Origin of the sequence: Methylomonas subterranea (assembly GCF_024505185.1) — a bacterium.
Taxonomy (GTDB): Bacteria; Pseudomonadota; Gammaproteobacteria; order Methylococcales; family Methylomonadaceae; genus Methylomonas; species Methylomonas subterranea.
Genome location: NZ_JANIBJ010000009.1, coordinates 72,986 through 95,055, shown reverse-complemented (window position 1 = coordinate 95,055; position 22,070 = coordinate 72,986). Strand labels below are relative to the sequence as shown.

Sequence of the window (22,070 nt, the reverse complement as noted above, 5' to 3'; positions counted from 1 at the left end):
ATCGCATCAATGATTATTGATTGCGGCATAGCGCCGATACGACTCCAACCAAGCGGAATTCATGATATTCGCAGACCACGATTCTTTCTATCCGAGAAACTACGTATAGAAAAATTGATTGCCTGGATGTTTATCATGCGGTTTGTCCGCCCAGTGATCCAGTCGCAGTTCGGTCGGGCCGTAAGCCTGATGCTGGCGGGACTGGAACTGCGGTTTTAAAGATTGTTGTGCTCCAATCCTGAATGATGACGCGCGCGGGATGGGGCAATGCCGTCAAGTTAGCCCGTCTTTAACAAACTCTAGTATCAAAAGATCGGCGGCTTAGGTGTGTCGATTTTAAACTCGTTGAAATAACTTACCTGTTTTTTTGTACTTCCACAAAATGGCAAATGTAGCGCCATCTTATTGTTTCCTTGGTATTGCGCCTTGACTGACGTTGCGATTCGTTGGCGGTCTTTGATCCGTTATCCAAAGACAAAGATGCCATCACCCAGCATGATCTGAGCAAAATTAAAAAAATGGCGCGGGAATTGATGGACTCTCTGATCGAGCAACAACAGATTTTAGGCAACTTACGCGACCGCGCTTCCAGTCAGGCGCAGATGAAGGTGGCGATTATCGACCAACTGTTAGTTCGCATGCCTGACGATTATTCCAACGACGACATCGAGGCTCGCGCCGATGTGGTTTTCAGTATGTTCAGCGGCAAATGCAGCATTCGACGATGCATTGATCATTCCAAAGCCGGATTTTTCCTCCGGCTTCTTTAAAAAGGCGCGTATTGCGTGCTGGCCTAAAGACCTCTAGCGCGTTGGAATTATCGGGCCCTGTGTCGCGGCGGGCGATTTCGGGAAGTTATTTTTGACGGAATTCTTAACGCTTTACCCGTGCCTTAAACCGCCAAGGCTTGGAATACCCGCTCGGCGGCTTCGAGGGCGCCTTCCATGTAACCGCCTTCGCGGCTGGCGGTTTCGCTGCCGCAAAAATACAGTTTGTCCCGCCAATGATCCAGTTGCAGCGCGGCTTGGCCGTAAGCCGGATGCTCGTTGGGCGGGATTCGATCAGCGTCGGTGGCTGTAAAGGTTTCCGTGCTCCAATCCTGAATGATGACCCGGCTGGGATTGACGGCCGCTGCGCCGAAGAGGCCCGTCAATTGCCGAGCCACCAGTTCTTCCAGCTTATCCCGGTAGTAGGCCCGCGTCGTCGCCGGTAGGCCGAAAAAACCGAATAATGCCGCCGTTCGCCGGTCGGCCGGGCAGGCGTCGTACAATTCCGCCAATGCCGCGCCCGGATAACGCAGCAGCGCGTTGCCGGAAAATCCGTATTGGCGCCAAAATGCCTGTTCATAGACCAGCAAGGCTTTGGCGTGCCCGGCCATCCAGGTAGGCGTCTCCCGCAAAATGTGCGCGAATTTGGCCGGCAGGGCCGGTTGGAAACGGACGGTTTCGGCCAATAGACGCGGCGGGGCGGCCAATACCACTTGGCGGGCCTGTATCCGCCGTTCGCCGGCGGCGGTGGCAAACAGCAGTTTTATGTGGGTTTGACAGTCGGTCAGACTAAGCAAGCGGTGGCGCAAATGCGTCAGGTCGTCCGGCAACAGTTTTGACAGGCCGTCAATCAAGCGGCCGCAGCCGCCTTCGATGCGCCGCGAATCGGCATGGGTTTCGAGATCGATATACAAGGACGGCACTCGGGTGGCGTCGATTTGATAAAGGCTGTGGCCGCCGTCCCATTGCCGGAACAGTGTTAATCCCAGGCGTTTGCTCAGCGCGGCCATGCGCGGTTGCCGGTTCGGCCAAAGCCAGGTTGGGCCTAAATCCAGGGCCAAATCCGCTTCCCGCGCGATATGGGTCAGAATGCGGCCGCCGCGGCGTTCGCGGGCTTCGAATACGGCGATGTTGCGGCGGCCGTCGTGCAGTCGCTCGGCCAATGCCAAACCCGACAATCCCGCGCCGATAATTGCCACATCCAGCATCGGCGTCATATTTCCACCCGGTTGCGGCAACGTAGACTGTTGCCACGCCAGCGCGGTAATGCCGGCGCTTCGGTGGACGGAGTCGGCATGATCAGTTTTTTGCGAAAAACGTCCCAAACCCCGTCGTAGCGTTGTTGTACCCGGATGCTCCAGCCCCAGACGATGGGTAAATGTACCGGCACCCAGATATAGCTGTCGGGCTGCATCGGGTCGGCGTTTTGCATGAAATACAAGGTATATTTTTCCAGTACGCTGAGCGAAGCGACGGCCTGACCGTCGATTTCGTCCGGAATGCCTTGCGAGGCGGCGGGGCAAAATTCGAAGCGTTGATGCCGGCCCCGGGCTTGAAAGCCGCAGAGCGGTTTTACTGCGGTCGAATCGGCCGGGTCGTCTAGTAACAACACCGGGTCGTTGCCGGCGCTTTCGGTATCCAGCAAACTCACCGATTCCCCGTTGGCCAGCATGGCGGCGCGGGTCGATTCCACCAGTTGTACGATGCCCAGTTGGCTGGCATGGGCCGGTGTGTGCCATTCCAATTCAAAGCGGGGGCTGATGGTCAAGCTGGGGCGGTGTCCGCTCAAGCGTACTTCCGGCGCGGCCATCCGGGTGTCCAGCAGCTTCAAGTGGTTGAATTCGGTGGCGCGCGGTTGATCGGCTCCGCTTTGCAAGGCCTGGCGTATTCGCTCGGGTAACAAATCGACGTCCCAGACAAAGCCCCGGGCGGGGCCGGCAAGTAGATCGACCGCCTTGATGTGGGTGGCATCCGTGGAGAGTGTGTACGAGCCGATCAAGCCGTTTTGCAGGCTGGCTTCGGCATCGGCGGGTTCTTGCGGCGCGAGGGCGCTTGCATCAATCAGATAACGATGACCGGGAAAAATACGAATGTCTCGGGCGACGGGCGGATGCCGCGGCGGAAGCGGCAGTGGGAAAATGTAATCCATGGCGGGCTGGCAATCGGCTTAAATTGAATCGGCATTCAATATTGGGGCCACTTTTCCCGGGCTTATGGCGGCGGCGGCCAAGGGCCGGTTTTTACGGCATAAAAGCGTCGGCATGCCCCCGCGACACGATCGCGGCGGAAGCGCAAGGCATGTCGCGGATGCGACAAATTGCCGTTGTCGGAGACGCTTGGCAATGCAAACCTTAGGTCTTTCAGTCCCTTCTCCCTCCGCACCCGCGGGGCATAAAGGAGAAGGTTGGGATGAGGGTATGTAAAACAATGACTCATTAGCTACAATCCCCTCGCCCCAACCCGCAAGGGAGCTTTTACGACGGCCTCCGAAGCGAGAGGGAATGCTTTGTTAAAGATATTTCGCGCGCTTCTTAGCCAAGTCGACATTCGTGTTCAGGGAAGCTTGGTTGTCGCTTTTTGCCCGCTTCGCGTAAAATCCATGCCAAACGATGTTCAACCCATGGAGTAATGCAATGAAATATTCTTTAATAGCCGCGCTATTGTTGCTAGGCAACCCGGCTTTCGCCGACGATGCGGCCAAGGATGCCTGGAATGAAACCACCCTGACGGAAGCAACTATTCAAAAGATTCAGCAAGCTCAATATAACTACAAAAAATGCGTGGTCGACACCATGCAAAAACCCGATTTCGCCAAGTTGGAAAGCCGCAATGCCACCGATGCCATTATCAAACTCTGCGAACCCACCTTGGCGGATATGCGCAAGGTCTATACCGATGCCGAAGTGCCGGGCGTGATTGCCGATCGGCATTTGAAAAAGTTGCGTATCCAGGTTACCCGCAATTTGCTGCAGGAATTGATGTACGCCGAAGCCGCCAAGAAAGCCGGCCAACCTTAATCGACCTTATCAAAACCATGAATACCTATACTATCGATCTGGCTTTACGCCCGACCACCTTCGATCTATGGCACGTTTGTCTGGCCGGTACGGTTGTTGTGTTGGCTTTGCTGTTAATTACCGTATTGATTTCGGTAATTCTGGGCATGCGCCGTTGTAAACGCCATGTTCCCGCGCCCGTGCCGGCGCCCGCTATTGCACCGCAACCTGAAATCAAAGTCGTCGAGAAAATCGTCGAAGTGGAAAAAATTGTGCGGGAGCCCGCACCCGAGCCGGTAATCCTGAAGGAAGCCACTCCCGATGCGGCCCTGCAGTTATTGAGTCTGTTGCAAAAGGAAGCCCGCTTCATCGATTTCATCAAGGAAGATGTCAGCGCCTATTCCGATGCCGAGATCGGCGCGGCGGCGCGGGTGGTGCATCAGGGTTGCGGCAAGGCCATCGACGAGCATTTTACGCTGGCGCCGGTCAGCCAGGACCAGGAAGGCAGCCGGGTAAGCTTGCACAAGGGTTTCGATGCCGCCAGTTTCCGCTTGACCGGCAATATTGTCGGCGAAGCGCCGTTTAGCGGTACTTTGGTGCATAAGGGCTGGCGGGTGACCGATCTGCGCTTGCCCAAATTGACCGAGGGGCACAATGCCAGCATCATCGCGGCCGCCGAGGTTGAGTTATGAGCGAGGCGGCCCGTTATTCGGTGGGTATAGACCTGGGTACCACCCACTGCGTGATTTCCTACGTGGATTTGCGGCACGACGGCGACGAGGTGGCGTTGGCGGTTTTAGCCATTCCGCAATTGACCGCTCCCGGCACTATCGAGGAAAAGTCGCAATTGCCCTCGTTTACCTATTTGCCGCACGCGGCTGAAATCGTCGAGGGCGAAACGGCCTTGCCATGGGTTGCAAAGCCCGAGCATCTGGTCGGCGAGATTGCCCGCAACTTGGGCGGCAAAACTCCGATACGCCTGGTGGCCAGCGCCAAAAGCTGGTTGTGCCATGCCGGCGTCGATTGCAAGCAGGCCATTTTACCGGCCGATGCGCCCGAGGAGGTCGGCCGCATCTCGCCTTTTGCCGCCAGCATGGCTTACCTGCGGCATTTGCGCGATGCCTGGAATCATCGGTTTCCGGAAGACCGTTTGGAACAACAGGATGTCACCCTCACCGTGCCGGCATCCTTCGATCCCGCCGCCCGCGAGTTGACCGTGGAAGCGGCGCGCGCCGTCGGTCTGCATCAGGCCGTGTTGCTGGAAGAACCGCAAGCCGCCCTGTATAGCTGGATTGAAAACAGCGAAGGCGATTGGCGCAACCACGTTAGGGTGGGCGATGTGATTTTGGTCGTCGACGTCGGCGGCGGCACCACCGACCTGTCGTTGATTGCGGTGACCGAGCAGGAAGGCAATCTGCAACTGACTCGGGTGGCGGTCGGCGACCATATCCTGCTGGGCGGCGACAACATGGACTTGGCGCTGGCGTACACGGTCAAGGCCAAAATGGAGCAGGAAAGCGGCAAGCGTCTGGAATCCTGGCAACTGCAGGCTTTGACCCATGCCTGCCGGGAAGCCAAGGAAAAATTGTTCAACCAGCCCGAATTGGGCAGCATGCCCATCGTGGTGGCCAGCCGGGGATCGTCGTTGATTGGCGGCACGCTGCGCACCGAACTAAGCCGCGACGAATTGAACCGGGTATTGGTGGAGGGCTTTCTGCCGCAAGTGCCGGTCAGCGAACGGCCGGTGAGCAAGCCGCGCGGCGGTTTGCGCGCCGCTGGTTTGCCGTATGCCCAGGATGCCGGTATCACCCGCCATCTGGCGGCTTTTCTGGCCAAACAAAAAGAGGCCGTCAGCGAGCTGGGCCACGCGGCATTAGCGGAAAATGCCGGTTTCTTACATCCCACGGCGGTATTGTTCAACGGCGGCGTGTTGAAGGCCGCCGGTTTGTCCGAACGTTTGATGGGTGTTTTAAACGGTTGGCTGCGGGCGGAACAAGCGCCAGAGGCCAGATTGCTGAGCGGTGCCGATCTGGATCTGGCGGTAGCGCGCGGTGCCGCTTATTACGGCTTTGTGCGCAAGGGCAAGGGGGTGCGCATCAAGGGCGGCACGGCGGCCGCGTATTATGTCGGCGTGGAAAGCGCCATGCCGGCGGTGCCCGGATTGGCACCGGAAATCGAAGCCTTGTGCATCGCGCCCTTCGGCATGGAAGAGGGTAGCGAACAGGCCTTGCCTAATGACGAATTCGGCCTGATCATCGGCGAACCGGTACGCTTTCGCTTTTTCGCCTCCAAAACCCGCCGGGAAGACCAAGTCGGAACCCGTCTGGAAAGCTGGAACGACGACGAACTGGAGGAACTGGATGAAATCGAAATCACGCTGCCGGAGGAAGGTATGCATCCCGGCGATATCGTGCCGGTGCATTTGACGGCGGCGGTCACCGAAGTGGGTACCCTGGAATTGAAGGCAGTGTCCAATCGGGACGACAAGCGCTGGAAAATCGAATTCGACGTCAGGGCCGGCAACGAATAAAGTCGGCCGATGATTTGAGGGTTGGGCATGCATGGCACGCCCAACCGGATTCATAGCCTTAACGGTAGTAAGGGTTACCCTGTTGCGGGTAAGTTTGTTGCGGATAGCCCTGCTGCGGGTATTGTTGTTGATAAGGTTGCTGCGGATATTGCTGCTGCGGATACTGTTGTTGGGGGTACTGCTGCGGATATTGCTGTTGTTGAGGATACTGTTGTTGCGGGTAGCCTTGAGGTTGCTGCTGAGGCTGTTGGTTGGCGCCGGCATTGGGGTTGGCAATGATGGAAATTTCCACCCGGCGGTTGATGGCCCGGTTGGCCTCGTTGGTATTGGGGACTTTGGGTTGGCTTTCGCCCAGGCCCTGTTTGGATATCCGCATCGGATTCACGCCGCGTTGCGATAAATAATAGGCCACGCTGTTGGCGCGGGCTTCAGACAAGCGTTGATTGTCGGCATCCGAACCGACATCGTCGGTATGGCCCGCCACCATGATGGTGGAATCCGGATAGTGGGTTAACACTTGCGCCACCGAGTTCAAGGCATTTTGCGCATCGAAACTCAAGTCCGACTTGGCGAAGGCAAAGGTTACGCTACTGGTGCTGGGCATGTTCAGGGTCAACGTATTGTCGGCGGTACGTTGTACTTCTATGCCGGTACCTTGCAGGGACTGTTGCATTTCCTGCTGTTGCCTGTCCATGTAATAGCCGATGCCGGCGCCGACGGCGGCTCCCGCCAAGGCGCCCAAACCGGCGTTTTTCCAGTCGTTGCCGCCGAACAAAGTGCCCGCGCCGGCACCCACCGCGGCGCCTATGCCGGCGCCCTTGCCCATATTGCTGACACTCGATTGACCGGTGTACGGATCGGTGGCACATCCGGATAACAGGGCTATGCCGATTCCCATCGCTGTGATTTTTTTATTCATGGTGTTGGTCCTTTGGTTTTATGTAGCGTTGTTTTGCTTATCCAGATACCGGAATCGCGGAGGCTTGCCGGTATTGAATGTCGAACGCATGGTGCATCGGTTCGCTTAAACCGGGCTTAATGGCAAGACATGCCCGAGACCATGCTGAATTCAAGACAGCGGCGGTTGTTTTTCGCCGTATGCAAGGATATCAACCCTGTCGCCGACGGCCAATTGTCCCGGTCGGTCATGCAAGGCATTCTGGCCGAAATAGATATGATTGTCCCATCGGCGCATGCGGTTCAACGTGGCCAGAGGCTCTTTGGCGCTGAGTGCGGTTTCAGGGTCAATGCCGGGTACCGAACAGCGGGAGCAGGGTTTTGGCAATCTGAATTCGATATCGTTTATTTTTATTCGTCGCCAAGCGTCTTCGGCAAAACTCTCGCAATCGGCCAGTACCAGATTTGGCCGAAAGCGCAGGATGGAGACGGGCGTTTGCAACAATCTATTCAAGGCATTCAGCGAGTTTTCCGAAACCAGCAGGAAGGGGAAACCGTCGGAAAACGCGGTTTGATCCTCGGCTAGGGCGTAGCGTTGATCGACCTGGCGAATTTGATCGTCGGGCAGGTAAACCAGGCTGCAGTCGGTTTGTAAAGCCGTCCCGAACCAATCGTCGGCGGCGGAAGAAACCGTTCTGGCCAGGCAGCGGTCGCGCCATATTTCCACTGCCAGTTCGCCGCCGCCGCTGGGATGCAAGGATATTTCAAAATCCCGCTGGCCGGGCGCGGAAAGGATCAGACTGTCTCGCTCCATGCGGGGCTTGATCAGAGCCATTTTAGGCAGGCGGCGCTGGCTTAAAAATTGCCCCTGGCCGTCGACCAACATCCATTTTCTGTCGTATCTAAGACCGTTATTGTCCACTTCCCATGCAGGCAGTTGGATGCCGGCCAGGGATTTGATCGGGTAGATGAAAATTTGGCTCAGAATAGGCATGAACTGGAGAGATCTCGATTTAACCGAACTGCAAATCGGTTTGGGTTGCCAACAGATGGTCGGCAAGTTCGGTTTGGTAAGCGCTGAATTTAAGCCCGTAGCGCGGCGCCGATTGGGTGTTGGCTACCACGGCTTCGATGGTGAAGCGTTTGCCGTCGTCAAATTGTAAAAAAAAACTTACCCGGCTTTTAAGTCTTAATTTGGCATCCGAGTGAATGGCGGCGCCCTTGCTGCTGATATCCAGCAACAGGACTTTGATCAGGCGGGGGAACAACAGGCTGTGGGTTTTAACGACGGCTTTGATATCGTTACGGCGGTAGCGTACCGAAATGCGTTTGTTGACGATTAAAGTGTCCAATTCCAGCTCCTGATTCAGTTCATCAAAAAAGACTTCCTCCAAAAAATCGGTATCGCCATTGAAATCTTGATTTGTCATTTTGCAAGAACCGAAAAATAAGCCTGATTAAGTATTGTCGTTAAGCCGTGAAAATTCAATAGGGCTATAGCGGATTATTCGGTAAACCGTCGGACGGTTTATCCGCTAAAATTGACGCATTTCCGTTTTTAAGTCACAAAATGCACACAAAAAGCCAATATTTAATAGGGTTAATGCTGTTGTCGGCCGTTTTCAGCGCGGTGGCGGCGAGCAAGCAAAGCATTAAAATCGCCTATCTATTCCAGGAGCGGGCCGTGCCGGCCGCGCTGTCCAATTTGGATGCCTTCATTCAAAACAAGGGCCAGCTCGGCGCCGAGTTGGCCATTAGCGACAACAATACCACCGGTCAATTTACCCAGCAGCAGTATGAGCTAAAAACCGTCGTGGTGCCGGTTGGCGGCGACATGGCGGCGGCTTTCAACGCTCTGGGAGACGATATCGGACTGGTGGTCTTGAACGTCACGCCGGCCCAGGTCAACCAGTTGGCCGATCTGCCGTCCGCGCAAAACAAATTATTATTCGATGCCGCAAGCAGCGACGATGAATTGCGCGGCGTCCAATGCCGCCGGCATGTGCTGCATATTCTGCCCAGCCGCGCCATGCGGGCAGACGCGCTAGCGCAATACATGTTGAAAAAACGTTGGCGCGAGTGGTTCCTGGTGGTCGGGCAAACAGCGGAAGACCGTTTGTATGCCGCCGCCATCAAAAGAGCCGCCAAGCGTTACGGCATGAAGCTGGTGGCGGAAAAAGCCTGGGATAATACTTACGATGCCCGCCGCACGGCGCAAGCCGATGTGCCCCAGTTTACCCAGGGCGAGGATTACGACGTATTGGTGGTGGCGGATGAGCAGGGTCTGTTCGGCGAATATCTGGATTACCGCACTTGGTTGCCCAGGCCCGTGATCGGTACCCAGGGGCTGATCGCCACCGCATGGCATCGTACCCATGAGCAATGGGGGGCGGTACAACTGCAAAACCGCTTCAAGGAAAGTGCCGGGCGTTGGATGGAAGAAGAGGATTATGCCGCCTATCTGGCCGTGCGAGCCATAGGCGAGGCCAGCGTGCGGGCCAAATCCAATCAAGCGTCGGCCATCAAGGACTATATGTTGTCCGAGGCATTCGCCCTGCAAGGCTACAAGGGTAAACCCATGTCGTTCCGCGCTTGGGATGGTCAGCTGCGCCAACCAATTCTGCTGGCCGCGCCGCGTTCCCTGGTTGGCGTGGCGCCGGTGGAAGGTTTTTTACACCCGACGTCCGAACTGGATACCCTGGGTTACGACCAACCGGAAACCGCCTGCAAATAATTAGGCGGCGGACTTGATGGCTGCTTCGGTTTGCAGGTTGGGATTTAATCCCGCCGCCGCCCGGGTTACACTTTTCGCCGCAAATTTTAGCTCCATCCGCTCATCGGACCGGGCTCCGCGCTAATTCAACCCAAGGAATGCATTATGCGAAAAATTATCATCAGTTTCTGCGCCGCCGCGCTGTTTACCGCCTCGGTGCCCGCGGAAACCGTTTTTGTCACGCTGGAAAAAGACAACGCCGTTGCGGTTGTCGATCCGGTCGCCGGCGCATTGATCAAGACCGTGCCGGTCGGTCAGCGGCCGCGCGGCATCGCGCTGAGTCAGGACGGCAAGACATTGTTCGTCGCCACCAGCGATGACGACACCATCCGCATGTTCGATGCGGAAACGCTGCGGGAAACCGGCAAGCTGCCGTCCGGCGAAGATCCGGAAACCTTTGCCCTCTCGCCGGACGGCAAATTGATGTATGTGTCCAATGAAGACGACAGCGAAGTCACCGTGATCGACATTGCCGCCCAAAAGGCCTTGACCAAAGTCAAGGTAGGGGTGGAGCCGGAAGGCATAGCGGTCAGCCCGGACAACCGATGGGTGATCAGTGCCTCGGAAACCACCAATATGCTGCACTGGATAGACAGCAAAACCCACCAGATCGTCGATAACACCTTGGTCGACCCGCGTCCGCGCGCGGTCAGTTTTACCGCCGATAGTCAGCAGCTTTGGGCTACCTCGGAAATGGCCGGTACCGTCATGGTGCTGGACAGTGCCGGCAAGCAAATCGCGCAGACCATCAAACTGGAAGTGCAGGGCGTTAGCAGCGACTTGATTCAGCCCGTTGGGGTGGCGATAGACAAGGACAGACGCTATGCCTATGTCGCCATGGGGCCCGCCAATCGAGTGGCGGTGATCAATGCCCAAACCTATCAGGTGGAAAAGTATCTGCTGGTCGGCCAAAGAGTGTGGAATCTGGCTTTTTCGCCCGACCAAAAGCGTCTGTATACCACCAACGGCGTCAGCAACGACATCTCCATCATCGATTTGACCGAGCACAAGGTCACCAAATCGCTGGCGGTTGGCCGTTATCCCTGGGGCGTAGCGGTCAAGCCATGAGCGAAATTGCCCTGAAGGTTAGCGATCTGAGTTTTGCCTACGGCGCCAAAAAGGCGTTGGACGGGGTCGGCCTTGCGGTCGCATCCGGCGAATGTACAATATTGCTGGGTCCCAACGGCGCTGGTAAAAGCACCCTGTTTTCGTTGATCACCCGGCTGTACGACGCCAGACAAGGGCGCATCGAACTGTGCGGTTTCGATATCAAGCGGCAAAGTTTGCAAGCCCTGGCCAAACTGGGCGTGGTGTTCCAGCAGACCACGTTGGATCCGGATCTGTCCGTCAGTCAAAACTTGCGCTATCACGCAGCCTTGCACGGTATCGGCCGCAAGGCGGCCGACGCGCGGATACGGGAGGAGTTGGAGCGCCTGCAAATGTACGAACGGCGCGGCGAAAAAGTCCGCCAGCTGAACGGCGGCCACAAGCGGCGGGTTGAGATTGCTCGCGCCCTGCTGCACAAACCCAAGCTCTTGTTGCTGGACGAACCCACCGTGGGATTGGATATGCCCAGTCGGCGGGCCATCGTCGATCACGTGCATCAACTGGTGAAACAGCAAAATCTGGCGGTGCTGTGGGCTACGCATTTGATAGACGAAATTGCCGACGACGATAGTCTGATCGTATTGCACAAGGGCCGGGTAGAGGCCGGCGGCAAACTGAGCGATGTGCTGCGGGACACGGCTTGCGCGGACGCCGGCCAGGTGTTTCAGAAACTGACCCAAGACCCGCCTGGAGTAGCGACATGAGGATATTGCATTACTGGCGCGCGATGGCCGGCATCGTCGGCCGGGAATTGCTGCGTTTTTTGCATCAGCGCGAGCGCTTCGTCTCGGCCCTGGTGCGTCCGCTGGTGTGGCTGTTCGTGTTCGCCGCCGGCTTCCGTGCCGCTTTGGGCGTCGCCATCAGTCCGCCCTATGAAACCTACGTATTGTACGAGGTCTACATCACCCCCGGCCTGCTCGGCATGATCTTGCTGTTCAACGGCATGCAAAGCTCGCTATCCATGGTCTACGACCGGGAAATGGGCAGCATGCGCATGTTGATGGTTTGTCCGCTGCCGCGCTGGTTTTTATTGTGCAGCAAACTGATAGCCGGCACCGCCGTCGGCGTGTTGCAATGCTATGCTTTTTTGGGGATAGCCTGGCTTTACGACATTCAGGCGCCGCTGATGGGCTATGGGTGGATTTTGCCCGCGCTGGTATTGGCCGGCATGATGCTGGGTGCCTTGGGCTTGCTGCTGTCATCCTTCATCAAGCAACTGGAAAATTTCGCCGGGGTGATGAATTTCGTGATTTTTCCGTTGTTCTTCATGTCGACGGCTTTATACCCGCTGTGGAAAATCAAGGAATCCAGTCCCTTGCTTTACAATCTGGCCCAATACAACCCCTTTTCGCAAGCGGTGGAATTAATTCGCTTTGCCTTGTACGAACAGTTCAATCAACAGGCGCTGATTTATACCGGCGCGGCCTTTTTACTGTTTATGGGCGCGGCCATACTGGGCTATAACCCGTCCAGGGGCATGATGGTGAAAAAGGGCGGTTGACTTAGCCGGAATGGCTGGCTGTCGATTCTTGCCGCGAGTGGTTTAATAGCTTGCGTCCGCGGGAAAAAAGAAGGACGGCAAATGCTGTCCTTCCAAGCTGTTTGTGTTGGGTGTTTACGCCTGTTTGCGTCTTCTTTGCACCAAAAATCCAAACATTGCCGAACCGAACAACCAGGCGGAAGCGGGTAAGGGAACGGCCGCCGGATTACCCGCGCCACTCAGATAAGCGCTGCTGTTGGAGGTGGCGGATGCGGTGGCCGAAATGTTGCCGGAAATGACCTCAAAGCCGGAGTTGAACACCGCCATGACGAAGGTGCTGCCTTGGGATTCCGGTCCGCCAAAACTCCACCAGTAAGGGTTAGTGGTGAATGAAGCGCTAGCGTTACCCGAGGTGAATTGGCCGTTGTATGAGCCGCTGATGGAAATCGATGCGCTGGCCCATTCACCGATTCCGCCCCAGAAAATGTCGCCCGATGAACCGGATGAAGCGACGCTCCAATCGAGACTGATCAGCAACAAACCATTTCCGGAAAGTTGAAATGCGCCGGAATTGGTTGCGCTGGCACTGGCGGCATTAACCCCCAAGTTGACGTCGTAGATCGAGGCGCCTTGTTGGGTGGTGGCGCTTGCCGTCAAGCCAGTGTTACTGTTGCGCGTTGCGGAACTTTGCGCGTAAAGCGTCTCTATTTCGCTGGATATCGCGGTGGTGAAGTTGTTGCGGCTTTGCACGCCGGAGCCGGAATCGTCCGGATCGACGGTGGTGGCCGAGCTCATTACGGTGCCGTTTTTTGTGGTCCAGCTCAGTGTCGGAGCGTTTAAACCATTTGAAAAGTCGATCAACTGGAAGCTTAAGTTGTCCCAATCGATAGTGGCCTGAGCGGAAGACGAAGCCGATGCGGTTTCGATGCCGCCCGCAACGGCCAGTATACCCATGGCAGTCAGAAGTTGTTTTTTCATGCAATTACCTTATAAAAGTTTGGAATGGTCCCTGATATGCATCCGCATATCGCATATGCCGCAAGCAATATACATTCCATTTTTGTATGTGCATTGCAAATCAAGGCGGAGTCGCGGTCATTTGTTTTAAAGCGTTCGCTGCGGCTCATGGAGTGTAAAGAAAGGCGACAGTTTTCTTCAAACATTCAAGCTAAGCGTGTTTTGGCTGTAAATAAAGCCGACAGCGGATGGCTGCGTGGAACGAGAATTCGCTTTTGTATTTCAGGTGGTGTTGCCCGGACGCCCAGCCATATTTCGGAATTGCCGGCGAGATTTCGACCTTACAGTGTCCGCCGGCCTTGAAAAAACATCCCCGCTTCGGCCGAGTGCCGGACGGGGAATGTTATTGCGCCCGCTCAGCCTAACTTGAAACCCGCATAAAAACCGCCCACGGCGCTGACCCCGCGGCCGGTGATGACGCCGAGGCGGGCCAGTAGAAAATCGCTCGAGTCTTTCGCCATTTCGGCGGTGGAGCTGGCGGCGTCCTGCAAGGCCATGCTATTGATGGTGATGATGCCTTGGGATTCGGCAACAAACAGCAGGACCACGATAGCGCCGCCGAAAAACAGCGCGGTCTTCAGCATCTTTTTGGCGAAATAGCCGGTTGCCATGCCGATCAGAAAGGGCGCGCCGACATTCGCCAGTAAAAACGGCGTCGAAAAAATATCGCTGCTTAAATTTTGAGTATGGCTTTCATTCATGGTGTCGGCATTTTCCTGATATGGTCATGGGTTGACGGGAAGTGGTGGAGAAATGGTACAACATTTGCCCCCGTCCGGCTGGCTGGCGGTTTTTTCGCGGCTATCCGCTTGATTATTCACCATAAAAAGTCCGCCGCGCCGGCATAATTTTCCGCCTTGCGGCCATGGATGGATTCACGCGCGAGACGGGTAAAAACCTTCGCCCGAAAATAGTCGATTGGCGATAAGTCGGCCGGTAAAGGTTGGAGTAACGCGGGTGCTGTGTGATAATCGGGACACTACCCATTGGACAACCAGATAGGAAGTAGAGATAAGGCCATGGCAAATGACTCGTTGCAGATAACGCACACCGGTACCGGCAAGCAAGTCGAATACCCTCTTTTGAAAAGCACGTTGGGCGCGGATACCGTCGATATTCGCCACCTCTACCGGGATCTGGGCTGTTTTACCCATGACCCCGGCTTTGTCGCCACCGCCAGTTGTACCAGCAAAATCACCTATATCGACGGCGACAACGGCATCCTGCTGTACCGGGGCTATCCCATCGAACAACTGGCCGAAAACTGCCAGTTCACCGAGGTGGCGTATTTGCTGATGCATGGCGAGCTGCCGAATGAAAAGCAGCTGCTGGATTTCAACCTGGAAATCAGCGACCGCGCCATTATTCACGAATCACTGCGTAAATTCTTCGACGGTTTTCATTACGACGCCCACCCGATGGCCATGCTGGTCGGTGTGGTGGGTTCGCTGTCCGCTTTTTACCACAGCGAGATGAACATCAAGGATCCGGTGCAGCGCCTCAGGGCCGCCAGCCGCATGATAGGCAAAATGCCGACCATCGCCGCCGCGTCCTACCGCCATTCGGTGGGCAGACCCTTCGTCTATCCGCGCATGGACCTGAATTATTGCGAAAACTTTTTGAACATGATGTTTTCGCGTTCGTCGCAAAACTATATCGATCAGGATCACTATATCGATCAGGATTTCGTCAAGGCCCTGAATTTGCTGTTTATCCTGCACGCCGACCACGAACAGAACGCCAGCACCTCCACGGTACGGGTGGCCGCCAGTACCGGCGCCAATCCCTATGCTTGCGTGGCGGCGGGCATAGCCGCCTTATGGGGGCCGGCGCATGGCGGTGCCAATGAGGCGGTGCTGAGCATGCTGGCGGAAATCGGCACTGTGGAAAACGTGCCTAAATACATTGCCAAGGCCAAGGATCACGACGATCCCTTCCGTCTGATGGGCTTTGGACATCGGGTTTACAAAAATTTCGACCCGCGCGCCACCATCATCCGCAAAACCTGTCATGAGGTACTGAGCAAGACCAGCAAGGACGATCCGCTGTTCGAACTGGCCTTGGCGGTGGAAGAGCACGCCTTGAAAGACGACTACTTCATCGAGAAAAAACTTTATCCAAACGTGGATTTTTATTCCGGCATTATTTATAAGGCCCTGGGCATACCCGTGGACATGTTCACGGTAATGTTTGCGATTGCCAGAACCTCGGGTTGGGTGGCGCATTGGCTGGAAATGATGGCTGAACCGACCACGCCCATCAGTCGTCCCAGGCAGTTGTATGTGGGTCCGGCCCAGCGCGACCTGCCGGCCATCAAAAATCGTTGACACCTCGCCGACGCATGACCGATAAACCCGCTCAAACCGAAAATGCCGGCGGTCGGCCGTATCCCGAACCGCCGCTTGCCGATACCGTTCGGCAAAATCAAGCCGAAACAACGGAAATCAACGGCCCGAAAGGACCGGAACCCACCCGCTACGGCGATTGGGAACGAAAGGGGCGTTGCGTCGATTTTTGAGGCAGCGTTTTTCATATCAATTACAGGGTAAACCATGTCAGCCAACCGACCGCTTTCTCCCCACCTGCAAGTTTATCGCTTACCCTTGACCGGATTGATCTCCATCACCCATCGCATCACCGGGGTACTGTTATCGATCGGCCTGCTGCTATTCGCCTACGTGCTATATGCCATGGCCGGTGGTGAAGGTACTTACCAAGCCATGCAGACTTTTATGTCGTTCTGGCTTGCGCAATGGGTGTATTGGGGCTTCATCTACGCCTTGTTCTTTCATTTATGCCACGGTATCCGGCATTTGCTTTGGGATGTCGGCAAAACCTTCGAGCGGGCCACGTTGACCGGCTATGCGCTGCTGGAACTGGCCTGTTCCGCCATCCTGACATTGCTTACCTTTTTCCTGTCTTAGTCGGAGCGCCCCATGTCGATCAAGTCCTTGCCCGGCAAAATCGCCGATTGTTTTTCCATCCACAATGCCACCGGTCATTTCTGGTATCAACGGGTCACGGCGCTGGCCTTGATTCCCTTGTCGGTCTGGTTGCTGGTTTTACTGAACAAAGCCCTTAGCGCGCCCTATGCCGATACCGTGGCTTGGTTGACCGCGCCCGTCAATGCGGCGGCCATCGTCGCCTGGACGCTGGCCGTCATATTTCACGCCGCGCTGGGCGCGCAGGTCGTCATCGAGGATTACGTTTCCACGCTGTCGACCCGCCAACTGGCCATTCGCGCCACCAATCTGATTTTTTTGCTATTGGGGATTGCGGCCTCAAGCGCAATCGTCTTCATTTTCTCGGCAAGGTAACTCATGGCCTCAGCGTATAACATCATCGAACATCAACACGACGTGGTCGTGGTCGGCGCCGGCGGCGCCGGTTTGCGGGCCACCTTCGGCATGGTGGAAAAAGGCCTTAAAACCGCCTGCATCAGCAAGGTGTTTCCCACCCGCAGTCACACCGTGGCCGCCCAGGGCGGCATCAGCGCGGCCTTGGGCAACATGGGCGAAGACGACTGGCGTTTTCACATGTACGACACCATCAAGGGTTCCGACTGGCTGGGCGACCAGGATGCTATCGAATATATGTGCCGCGAAGCGATACCGGCCGTTATCGAGCTGGAGCATTACGGTGTGCCGTTCTCCAGAACCGCGGACGGCAAGATTTACCAACGCGCCTTCGGCGGCATGTCCACGCATTTCGGCAAGGGTCAGGCGCAACGTACCTGCGCGGCGGCCGACGTTACCGGCCACGCCATTTTGCATACCTTGTATCAGCAGGCTTTGAAGCACAAAGCCGAGTTTTTCATCGAATACATTGCGCTGGACTTGATCATGCAGGACGGCGAATGCCGGGGCGTGTTGGCCTGGTGCCTGGACGACGGCTCGATTCATCTGTTTCGCGGCCATCAAACCGTGCTGGCGACCGGCGGCTACGGCCGTACCTATCTATCGTGTACCTCGGCGCACACCGTCACCGGCGACGGCAACGGCATGGCCTTGCGGGCCGGATTGCCCTTGCAGGACATGGAATTTGTGCAATTTCACCCGACCGGCATTTACGGTTCCGGTTGTCTGATGACAGAGGGCGCGCGCGGGGAAGGCGGTTATTTGACCAACTCCGAAGGCGAAGCCTTTATGGTGCGCTACGCCCCGCATGTCAAGGATCTGGCATCCCGCGATGTGGTCAGTCGCGCCATTACCATGGAGTTGAACGCCGGCCGAGGAGTAGGGCCCAAGAAAGATCACGTGTATTTGCATCTGGAACATCTGGACCCGGCCATCATCCACGAGCGTTTGCCGGGTATTACCGAGACCGCGCGGATTTTCGCCGGTGTCGATGCCACCAAACAGCCCATTCCAGTACTGCCCACCGTGCACTACAACATGGGCGGCATCCCGACCAACTACAAAGCCGAAGTGGTGACCTTGAAGGACGGCGACCCGGATTACGTGGTGCCGGGCCTGATGGCCATCGGCGAAACCGCCTGCGTATCGGTGCACGGCGCCAACCGATTGGGTTCCAATTCGCTGCTGGATTTGGTGGTGTTCGGGCGGGCGGCGGCGATTCGCTGCACCGAATTGATCAAGCCCGGCATGCCGCATAAACCCTTGGCAAAAGACGCCACCGACCAAGCCATGGCCCGCTTCGATAAAATCCGCCACGCCAACGGCAGCCGTTCCACCGCAGAGATACGCCTGGACATGCAAACCACCATGCAGTCCAAGGCGGCGGTGTTCAGGACCGAAAAGACATTACAGGAGGGCATACAGCGTATGGGCGAGGTGGCGGCATCCTTCGAGGATGTCAGAGTCGGCGACAAATCCCTGATCTGGAATACCGATCTGGTGGAAACGCTGGAGCTGGACAATCTGCTGGGACAAGCCCAAGTCACCATCACGGCGGCCGGCAATCGCCAGGAAAGCCGCGGCGGCCACGCCCGTGAGGATTTCCCCAAACGCGACGACGAAAATTGGTTGAAGCACACCTTGACCTGGCGGGAAAACAACCGGGTCACAGTCGATTACCGTCCCGTCCACCTGTACACCTTGACCGACGAAGTCGAAGTGGTGGCGCCTAAAGAGAGGGTTTACTAATGGTTGAATTTACCTTGCCGCAAAATTCGGTGGTCAAAAAGGGCAAAACCTTTAAAGCTGTTGGCGCCACTAAGATTCGCAAGTTTGAAGTATACCGCTGGGATCCGGAAACAAACGAAAATCCACGCATCGATAGCTTCGAAATCGATATGGAGCATTGCGGGCCGATGGTGCTGGACGCCATTTTAAAAATCAAAAACGAAATCGATACCACGCTGACCTTTCGGCGTTCCTGCCGGGAAGGGGTTTGCGGATCCTGCGCCATGAACATCAACGGCAAAAACACCCTGGCCTGCACCAAGGCGATTGCCGATTACAAGGGTACGGTGAAGATTTTCCCGTTGCCGCACATGGCGGTGGTGAAGGATCTGGTGGCGGACATGAGCCATTTCTTCGAGCAATATGCCTCGATTAAACCTTGGCTGACTAACGATGCCACGCCGCCGGGCGAAGGCGAACGCCTGCAAAGTCGGGAGGAACGCGCCAAGCTGGACGGCCTGTACGAGTGCGTGCTGTGCGCCTGCTGTTCGACCAGTTGCCCCAGCTATTGGTGGAACAGCGACAAATACCTGGGCCCGGCCATATTGTTGCAGGCTTACCGCTGGCTGGCCGATAGCCGGGATACCGACGATCAGGCCCGCCTGGACGATCTGAACGAATCGTTCAAACTTTATCGCTGCCACACCATCATGAACTGCACCGACACTTGCCCCAAGGGCCTGAATCCGGCCAAGGCCATAGCCGAAATCAAAAAAATGCTGGTGCAACGCGGGCATACATGAGCGAACTCAATACCCTATCGGGTATAAACAAGCTGCGCTGGCGTTGCCGGCGCGGCACGCTGGAACTGGACATACTACTTATCCGTTACCTGGAAAATAGTTATCTAACGGCGGACGCCGAGGAACAACAAGCATTCCTAAGGCTGCTGGAATTGGAAGATGCCGATTTGATGCGCTATTTGATGGGGGAAAGCCCGTCAAACAGCCCGGATTTAGCAGGACTGGTCGAAAAAATCAGGGCCTTGCCGGCCTGATCCCCAACAAAGCGTTTTGTCCCCATTATGCAAAAACAAAAAGCGGCCATTTGTAAAATGAGGTTGGGATAAAAGTCGACCGCTTTATCATTGAACACGATCAAGTGCTTGGAGTTCGACTTTCGGGATATCTCATGGTTGAGTTGGGCAGGTCTTGTTTGACTTGTCCCGATCCTTTCCCGCCCGTCGCGTTTCTCCAAACCGGCCAGTCCTCGACAGTAACCAATCCGGATTTTTTGCCTAGTGAACTGGTTAGGCATCCTTTATAGTACTGCTATTGAATATAATTTCTAGCCAGATCGTAAAATGAATCACCAGTATCTTAGCAGTATCGACAACTTCAATGAATTTACCTTGCCACTGCGGGATGGTGCGTTGGTCGATTTTAGGCCTGTCCGGCCTGATGACAAAGAAATAATACAAAAAGGCCTGTTGGCCTTATCCGTGAAATCGCGCTACTTCCGTTTCTTTTCTCCCATCATGAAACTAACCGATGCCCAATTGCAAAATTTTACAGAAATCGATCAACACGATCATGTCGCGTGGATTGCACTTGCACATAATGAGCCTGAACATCAGGGCGTTGGGATAGCTCGGTTTATCCGTATTCAGGATCAGCCTAAGATAGCCGAATTTGGTCTGGTAGTCATCGATAGTTATCAACATCGGGGGCTCGGAACTGTTCTACTTGCAATGCTCGATCGGATAGCAAGTAAAAAAGGCATCGAGATATTAAGAGGTTTCGTTCTTGCCGATAACTTGGTAATGAGTAGTTGGTTGAGCAGACTAGGCGCCGTTGGAGTATGTGAAGTTGATCGTTATCGAATGGACTTAACCGTTAACGGGGACTTGTTTTCTTTAACCGGTTGGATCGGGGCGGGGTGACGGGACGCCGCTCATCGCCTCTCTCACATCACCGGACCAGCCGTTTTCCGCATCCGGAGATTGAAACCAACGATTTTTCTACCTCGGGGCTTGCCCCCTGTCGATACTTCCTAGGATTGGAGGGTCCATCGCATAGCTTGCCAACTGCATACTTGGCTTCGACCCCTTATCCTCGTGGCGTTTCCAACTGAAGCGATTTCATCTTAGATGACCTTCACTTCACCTAACGCTCATGAAACCGGCGCATCGCCCCGGCAAATGAAAGACAGTCTCGTGGGAGCGACGCACAGTCGCGATGATGACCTTGCGAATCGCGACTATGCGTCGCTCCCACCATGACTTTCAGAGTAACGCTCATGAAGGCCTGGCAATCACCCCGACATATGAAAGTCAACGGCGTTATGTCGTTAGTATTTTGGGCAGTTGCCGCGTGACTTTCAGAGTAAAAATTACACCGATGACTGGTCGAAGCTCCTAAAATCGCGGACATCTGGTCTAATCGTTTTTCAGAAAAGCCGCTCTACACGTAAATGGCATCGATGTAATCAGATGCCCGTCTCTCAAAGCTACTAAGCCACCCTGAGATTGTTTACTTGACAAGTTATAACAACGATTACTAACATAACAATGTTAATTAAATAAATAGTGTTTATGAGCATATCCGAACGGCGTGAGCGGGATCGCCTGAAAGTCCGCAACAAAATTCTCGATGCGGCGCGCCGGTTATTTGCTAGCGAAGGTTACGACGCAGTGACCATGCGCCGCGTTGCCGAGGAAATTGAATATTCTCCCACCACTATTTATCTCCATTTCAAGGACAAGGATGCCTTGATTCGAGAATTATGCCGGTTGGATATGATGTCGTTGATGCAAGCCATCCAAAACGCCGCCGACGAGCCCGAGCCGTTGGAGCGGCTGCGTAAGACCGGGATGGCTTACGTGACATTCGGCATCGAATATCCCAATCACTTTCGGCTGATGTTTATGAGCAACCGGCTGCATGAAGTGGAACAACTGGCAGAAATGGGGCACGGCAATCCGGAAACCGACGCTTATCTGCTGCTGTTGAATACCTTCGAAGAAGCCATCGCAAAGCAATTGCTGGCTCCCGAATTCACCGATCCCCATTTGTTGGCACAAGCTTTCTGGGCCGGCACGCACGGCGTCGTCGCCATTCATATCAACCTTTACGGCGACCCCTGGATAGAGTGGCGTAGCGTCGAAGAAACCGCCAAAATGACCATTAACGTGATGATCAGAGGAGTACAACGATGAATCACAAGGTTTTGATGATGTTGGGTTACGCTAGCGGCACGTATTTTCGCCAGCGTTGATGTTTCGACGCCTTGACGTCGGCGCGGCCTTACAAATTGACATTTAGTTACCAAGAATCCAAACATTACCCAGGCGGAAACGGGCAAACAATTCGATCCCGAACTGCTGATCATTTTTCTGAGCTTGTATCAGCGATTTGCAA

The 22,070-nt window shown here is 55.4% G+C and carries 24 protein-coding genes; 17 read left to right on the top strand and 7 right to left on the bottom strand.

What is annotated here, in order from left to right; translation table 11 throughout:
• Positions 1 to 446: 446 nt before the first annotated feature.
• A complete protein-coding gene (locus NP590_RS06520; protein ID WP_256601492.1) occupies positions 447 to 770 on the top strand; it encodes a hypothetical protein in 324 nt (107 codons plus the stop codon).
• Between the two features lie 122 nt (positions 771 to 892).
• On the opposite strand, the gene NP590_RS06515 is transcribed toward NP590_RS06520, so the two are convergent.
• Together NP590_RS06515 and NP590_RS06510 are read right to left on the bottom strand one after the other, a co-directional pair.
• A complete protein-coding gene (locus NP590_RS06515) occupies positions 893 to 1,984 on the bottom strand; it encodes a flavin monoamine oxidase family protein (protein WP_256601490.1) in 1,092 nt (363 codons plus the stop codon).
• Entirely contained in the window at positions 1,981 to 2,916 is a 936-nt protein-coding gene (locus tag NP590_RS06510) for a hypothetical protein (RefSeq protein WP_256601489.1), read from the bottom strand. The genes NP590_RS06515 and NP590_RS06510 overlap by 4 nt, the downstream gene beginning before the upstream one ends.
• A 484-nt stretch (positions 2,917 to 3,400) precedes the next feature.
• On the opposite strand from NP590_RS06510, the gene NP590_RS06505 reads away from it, so the two are divergent.
• The 3 genes from NP590_RS06505 to NP590_RS06495 are packed head-to-tail and all read left to right on the top strand — an operon-like array spanning position 3,401 to position 6,293.
• The gene (locus NP590_RS06505; protein ID WP_256601488.1) at positions 3,401 to 3,784 is read left to right on the top strand and encodes a hypothetical protein; all 384 of its coding nucleotides are present in this window, start codon (positions 3,401 to 3,403) and stop codon (positions 3,782 to 3,784) included.
• Positions 3,785 to 3,801: 17 nt separating this feature from the next.
• Complete coding sequence (locus tag NP590_RS06500; protein ID WP_256601487.1) at positions 3,802 to 4,455, top strand: DUF2760 domain-containing protein; 654 nt, start codon at positions 3,802 to 3,804, stop codon at positions 4,453 to 4,455.
• A complete protein-coding gene (locus NP590_RS06495) occupies positions 4,452 to 6,293 on the top strand; it encodes an Hsp70 family protein (protein ID WP_256601486.1) in 1,842 nt (613 codons plus the stop codon). The genes NP590_RS06500 and NP590_RS06495 overlap by 4 nt, the downstream gene beginning before the upstream one ends.
• Positions 6,294 to 6,351: 58 nt before the next feature.
• Here the strand turns inward: NP590_RS06495 and NP590_RS06490 are convergent, their stop codons facing one another.
• The 3 genes from NP590_RS06490 to NP590_RS06480 all read right to left on the bottom strand — a co-directional run bounded on the left by NP590_RS06490 (position 6,352) and on the right by NP590_RS06480 (position 8,620).
• The gene (locus NP590_RS06490) at positions 6,352 to 7,212 is read right to left on the bottom strand and encodes a YiaD family glycine zipper/OmpA-like lipoprotein (RefSeq protein WP_256601485.1); all 861 of its coding nucleotides are present in this window, start codon (positions 7,210 to 7,212) and stop codon (positions 6,352 to 6,354) included.
• 150 nt (positions 7,213 to 7,362) lie between these two features.
• Complete coding sequence (locus NP590_RS06485) at positions 7,363 to 8,184, bottom strand: MOSC domain-containing protein (RefSeq protein ID WP_256601483.1); 822 nt, start codon at positions 8,182 to 8,184, stop codon at positions 7,363 to 7,365.
• Between the two features lie 19 nt (positions 8,185 to 8,203).
• On the bottom strand, positions 8,204 to 8,620 hold the full coding sequence (locus NP590_RS06480) for a PilZ domain-containing protein (protein ID WP_256601482.1): 417 nt from the start codon (positions 8,618 to 8,620) through the stop codon (positions 8,204 to 8,206).
• A gap of 140 nt (positions 8,621 to 8,760) precedes the next feature.
• Here NP590_RS06480 and pedA1 point away from each other — a divergent pair, with 140 nt between their 5' ends.
• From pedA1 to pedC, 4 genes are all read left to right on the top strand, one after another.
• Positions 8,761 to 9,924 carry a lanthanide ABC transporter ABC transporter substrate-binding protein PedA1 gene (gene pedA1, locus NP590_RS06475; RefSeq protein ID WP_256601481.1) on the top strand — a complete coding sequence of 388 codons (1,164 nt, stop codon included), beginning with the start codon at positions 8,761 to 8,763 and terminating at the stop codon, positions 9,922 to 9,924.
• Between the two features lie 144 nt (positions 9,925 to 10,068).
• A complete protein-coding gene (locus NP590_RS06470) occupies positions 10,069 to 11,031 on the top strand; it encodes a PQQ-dependent catabolism-associated beta-propeller protein (RefSeq protein ID WP_256601480.1) in 963 nt (320 codons plus the stop codon).
• Entirely contained in the window at positions 11,028 to 11,774 is a 747-nt protein-coding gene (gene pedB / locus NP590_RS06465; protein ID WP_256601479.1) for a lanthanide ABC transporter ATP-binding protein PedB/LutE, read from the top strand. The genes NP590_RS06470 and pedB overlap by 4 nt, the downstream gene beginning before the upstream one ends.
• Positions 11,771 to 12,571 (top strand): lanthanide ABC transporter permease protein PedC, encoded by an 801-nt coding sequence (gene pedC, locus NP590_RS06460; RefSeq protein WP_256601478.1) that lies wholly within the window; start codon positions 11,771 to 11,773, stop codon positions 12,569 to 12,571. Before pedB ends, pedC begins: the two co-directional genes overlap by 4 nt.
• 114 nt (positions 12,572 to 12,685) lie before the next feature.
• Here pedC and NP590_RS06455 read toward each other — a convergent pair whose 3' ends face one another.
• Complete coding sequence (locus NP590_RS06455; RefSeq protein WP_256601477.1) at positions 12,686 to 13,528, bottom strand: VPLPA-CTERM sorting domain-containing protein; 843 nt, start codon at positions 13,526 to 13,528, stop codon at positions 12,686 to 12,688.
• Between the two features lie 395 nt (positions 13,529 to 13,923).
• Positions 13,924 to 14,268 (bottom strand): FUN14 domain-containing protein, encoded by a 345-nt coding sequence (locus tag NP590_RS06450; protein WP_256601476.1) that lies wholly within the window; start codon positions 14,266 to 14,268, stop codon positions 13,924 to 13,926.
• A gap of 318 nt (positions 14,269 to 14,586) precedes the next feature.
• Between NP590_RS06450 and NP590_RS06445 the strand changes: the two genes are divergently transcribed.
• The 9 genes from NP590_RS06445 (at position 14,587) to NP590_RS06405 (ending at position 21,868) form a co-directional block, all read left to right on the top strand.
• Complete coding sequence (locus NP590_RS06445; protein ID WP_256601475.1) at positions 14,587 to 15,894, top strand: citrate synthase; 1,308 nt, start codon at positions 14,587 to 14,589, stop codon at positions 15,892 to 15,894.
• A 14-nt stretch (positions 15,895 to 15,908) separates the two neighbouring features.
• Positions 15,909 to 16,085: a DUF1674 domain-containing protein gene (locus tag NP590_RS06440; RefSeq protein WP_256601474.1), complete on the top strand. Its 177-nt coding sequence runs from the start codon at positions 15,909 to 15,911 to the stop codon at positions 16,083 to 16,085.
• Between the two features lie 34 nt (positions 16,086 to 16,119).
• Positions 16,120 to 16,491, top strand: a complete 372-nt coding sequence (gene sdhC / locus NP590_RS06435; RefSeq protein WP_256601473.1) for a succinate dehydrogenase, cytochrome b556 subunit — start codon at positions 16,120 to 16,122, stop codon at positions 16,489 to 16,491.
• Between the two features lie 12 nt (positions 16,492 to 16,503).
• Positions 16,504 to 16,884: a succinate dehydrogenase, hydrophobic membrane anchor protein gene (sdhD, locus tag NP590_RS06430; protein WP_256601472.1), complete on the top strand. Its 381-nt coding sequence runs from the start codon at positions 16,504 to 16,506 to the stop codon at positions 16,882 to 16,884.
• A 3-nt stretch (positions 16,885 to 16,887) separates the two neighbouring features.
• Positions 16,888 to 18,672 (top strand): succinate dehydrogenase flavoprotein subunit, encoded by a 1,785-nt coding sequence (sdhA, locus tag NP590_RS06425; RefSeq protein WP_256601470.1) that lies wholly within the window; start codon positions 16,888 to 16,890, stop codon positions 18,670 to 18,672.
• Entirely contained in the window at positions 18,672 to 19,454 is a 783-nt protein-coding gene (locus tag NP590_RS06420; protein ID WP_305888620.1) for a succinate dehydrogenase iron-sulfur subunit, read from the top strand. Before sdhA ends, NP590_RS06420 begins: the two co-directional genes overlap by 1 nt.
• Positions 19,451 to 19,708, top strand: a complete 258-nt coding sequence (locus NP590_RS06415; RefSeq protein WP_256601468.1) for an FAD assembly factor SdhE — start codon at positions 19,451 to 19,453, stop codon at positions 19,706 to 19,708. Before NP590_RS06420 ends, NP590_RS06415 begins: the two co-directional genes overlap by 4 nt.
• Positions 19,709 to 20,014: 306 nt before the next feature.
• A complete protein-coding gene (locus NP590_RS06410) occupies positions 20,015 to 20,593 on the top strand; it encodes a GNAT family N-acetyltransferase (RefSeq protein ID WP_256601466.1) in 579 nt (192 codons plus the stop codon).
• 651 nt (positions 20,594 to 21,244) lie between these two features.
• On the top strand, positions 21,245 to 21,868 hold the full coding sequence (locus NP590_RS06405) for a TetR/AcrR family transcriptional regulator (protein WP_256601465.1): 624 nt from the start codon (positions 21,245 to 21,247) through the stop codon (positions 21,866 to 21,868).
• Positions 21,869 to 22,070: the final 202 nt, after the last annotated feature.

Coding starts and splice junctions, on each gene's coding strand:
- NP590_RS06515 (WP_256601490.1), bottom strand. CDS start 1,984: ATGACGCCGATGCTGGATGTGGCAATTATCGGCGCGGGATTGTCGGGT.
- NP590_RS06510 (WP_256601489.1), bottom strand. CDS start 2,916: ATGGATTACATTTTCCCACTGCCGCTTCCGCCGCGGCATCCGCCCGTC.
- NP590_RS06505 (WP_256601488.1), top strand. CDS start 3,401: ATGAAATATTCTTTAATAGCCGCGCTATTGTTGCTAGGCAACCCGGCT.
- NP590_RS06500 (WP_256601487.1), top strand. CDS start 3,802: ATGAATACCTATACTATCGATCTGGCTTTACGCCCGACCACCTTCGAT.
- NP590_RS06495 (WP_256601486.1), top strand. CDS start 4,452: ATGAGCGAGGCGGCCCGTTATTCGGTGGGTATAGACCTGGGTACCACC.
- NP590_RS06490 (WP_256601485.1), bottom strand. CDS start 7,212: ATGAATAAAAAAATCACAGCGATGGGAATCGGCATAGCCCTGTTATCC.
- NP590_RS06485 (WP_256601483.1), bottom strand. CDS start 8,184: ATGCCTATTCTGAGCCAAATTTTCATCTACCCGATCAAATCCCTGGCC.
- NP590_RS06480 (WP_256601482.1), bottom strand. CDS start 8,620: ATGACAAATCAAGATTTCAATGGCGATACCGATTTTTTGGAGGAAGTC.
- pedA1 (WP_256601481.1), top strand. CDS start 8,761: ATGCACACAAAAAGCCAATATTTAATAGGGTTAATGCTGTTGTCGGCC.
- NP590_RS06470 (WP_256601480.1), top strand. CDS start 10,069: ATGCGAAAAATTATCATCAGTTTCTGCGCCGCCGCGCTGTTTACCGCC.
- pedB (WP_256601479.1), top strand. CDS start 11,028: ATGAGCGAAATTGCCCTGAAGGTTAGCGATCTGAGTTTTGCCTACGGC.
- pedC (WP_256601478.1), top strand. CDS start 11,771: ATGAGGATATTGCATTACTGGCGCGCGATGGCCGGCATCGTCGGCCGG.
- NP590_RS06455 (WP_256601477.1), bottom strand. CDS start 13,528: ATGAAAAAACAACTTCTGACTGCCATGGGTATACTGGCCGTTGCGGGC.
- NP590_RS06450 (WP_256601476.1), bottom strand. CDS start 14,268: ATGAATGAAAGCCATACTCAAAATTTAAGCAGCGATATTTTTTCGACG.
- NP590_RS06445 (WP_256601475.1), top strand. CDS start 14,587: ATGGCAAATGACTCGTTGCAGATAACGCACACCGGTACCGGCAAGCAA.
- NP590_RS06440 (WP_256601474.1), top strand. CDS start 15,909: ATGACCGATAAACCCGCTCAAACCGAAAATGCCGGCGGTCGGCCGTAT.
- sdhC (WP_256601473.1), top strand. CDS start 16,120: ATGTCAGCCAACCGACCGCTTTCTCCCCACCTGCAAGTTTATCGCTTA.
- sdhD (WP_256601472.1), top strand. CDS start 16,504: ATGTCGATCAAGTCCTTGCCCGGCAAAATCGCCGATTGTTTTTCCATC.
- sdhA (WP_256601470.1), top strand. CDS start 16,888: ATGGCCTCAGCGTATAACATCATCGAACATCAACACGACGTGGTCGTG.
- NP590_RS06420 (WP_305888620.1), top strand. CDS start 18,672: ATGGTTGAATTTACCTTGCCGCAAAATTCGGTGGTCAAAAAGGGCAAA.
- NP590_RS06415 (WP_256601468.1), top strand. CDS start 19,451: ATGAGCGAACTCAATACCCTATCGGGTATAAACAAGCTGCGCTGGCGT.
- NP590_RS06410 (WP_256601466.1), top strand. CDS start 20,015: ATGAATCACCAGTATCTTAGCAGTATCGACAACTTCAATGAATTTACC.
- NP590_RS06405 (WP_256601465.1), top strand. CDS start 21,245: ATGAGCATATCCGAACGGCGTGAGCGGGATCGCCTGAAAGTCCGCAAC.